Here is a 1,493-nt window from a genome sequence, read left to right as displayed (position 1 = left end):
GCCGTTCAGCGTAAGGCCGTTCAGCGCACCGCCGTTCAGCCCACGGGCTCGGGCCAGACCCCGTAGGCGAAACCGCCGGTGACGTCGTCGACGGTCAACCGCCAGTGGTGGCCCAGCGGCATCCGCGGGGCCACCCCGGTCATGAGCTCCTCCTCGAGCTCCTCCCTGCTCCACTCCCGCGGCGGCACGACGCCCACCAGCCGGGCGTACAGTCCGGTCAGCGCCGCCCGCAGCGCCTCGTCGTCCGCCAGCAGCTGCGGCGGCACCCGCAGGTGCGCGCCGGGCCACAGCCGGGAGGGGACCACGGCGGCCCGGGCCAGGGCCCGCGCCCGGTCGGGGCTCAGGCCCGCGGCCTCCTCCACCTCGGCGGCGTCCGCGCCCTCGTACCGCGCCTGGAGCATCAGCCGGTCACGGGCGGCGCTGGCGGCCGCGACGTGCTCGGCGTGCCACCGCAGGCGCTCCAGCAGCTCCTTGACCCGTACTCCGCTGTCCTGCGCGCCGCTCACGACACCTCCACGGGCCAGGGGGACGCGTTCACCGGCCGCGGCGCCCGCGCCACGGTCGTCAGCGCCGGATACGGCTCGCCCGGCGGGGTGGTGGCGTACATGGCGCAGGTCAGCGGCCGGATGCCGCTGAGCCGGTGCTCGCCGTGGTCCTCCATCAGATCCTGCGGGATGCCGGTGATGAAGTCCCGCTCCAGCAGGTGCTCCGCCGCCTGGATGTGGGCGCGCACCGTCTTGGGCGCGATGCCGACCCGGGCCGCGGCCTGGTCGACGTGGAACTCGCAGGTCACCCACGCCCGCAGGGTGCGGACCAGGTCGCGCCGGTCGGTGGCGAGGGGACGCAGTGTCTTGTCCGCCCAGGCGCGCACCTCCTGACTGGTCAGCAGGTCGTGCAGGGTGGCGGGCGGTCCGGACTCCGCCGCGCTGCCGGTGCCGTGCATCCGTACCACCTGGATCGCCAGGGACAGCGCGATCCGGTGCATGGTGAGCTCCGGGTCCAGTCCCACCGCCTCGCAGGTCTGGGCGACCCGCCGGGCCAGCGTGTTGCGGTGCATGCCCAGCACCTTCGACGCCGCCGTGGTGCGGAACTCCAGTGCCATCGCGGTCAGTTCGAGCTGCCGGATGCGGGCGGTGCTGAGGATCGGCTGCAGCAGCGCGGAGGCCCAGGACCGGGCGGCGTCGGCGGGCAGGACGTCGGCGAGGCCCGGTGGCCGCGGCGAGGCGATGACGATCCGCTCGGGGTAGTGGGAGGCCCGGGTGAGCGCGGCGAGAGCCTCGTCGTAGGCGTCGCCCACCGCCTTGAGCTCGTGCGGCTGGCTGCCGCCGATGTGCACGCCCGCGGTGCGGAACACCTCCAGCAGGTGCCGCACGGTGTGCTCGTGCTCCTGCTCCTTGACGAGCGGGACGACGCTGATGATGTGGTTGTCGAAGGCCGGACAGGCCACGGTGAGCGCCTGCCCCGCGAAGAGCCGGTCGGCCTGCGCCATCACC

The 1,493-nt window shown here is 74.5% G+C and carries 2 protein-coding genes; both read right to left on the bottom strand.

The window, feature by feature from the left end:
• Positions 1-35: 35 nt before the first annotated feature.
• Positions 36-506 carry a hypothetical protein gene (locus tag ACOV8S_RS23465; protein ID WP_448320035.1) on the bottom strand — a complete coding sequence of 157 codons (471 nt, stop codon included), beginning with the start codon at positions 504-506 and terminating at the stop codon, positions 36-38.
• A partial coding sequence (locus tag ACOV8S_RS23460; protein WP_448320034.1) for a helix-turn-helix domain-containing protein occupies positions 503-1,493 on the bottom strand: 991 nt, incomplete at its 5' end. The genes ACOV8S_RS23460 and ACOV8S_RS23465, both read right to left, overlap by 4 nt.

This window comes from Streptomyces sp. CO7 (assembly GCF_053474865.1).
The sequence above is the reverse complement of the archived record's forward strand: the minus strand, read 5'-3'. Positions and strand labels throughout refer to the sequence as shown.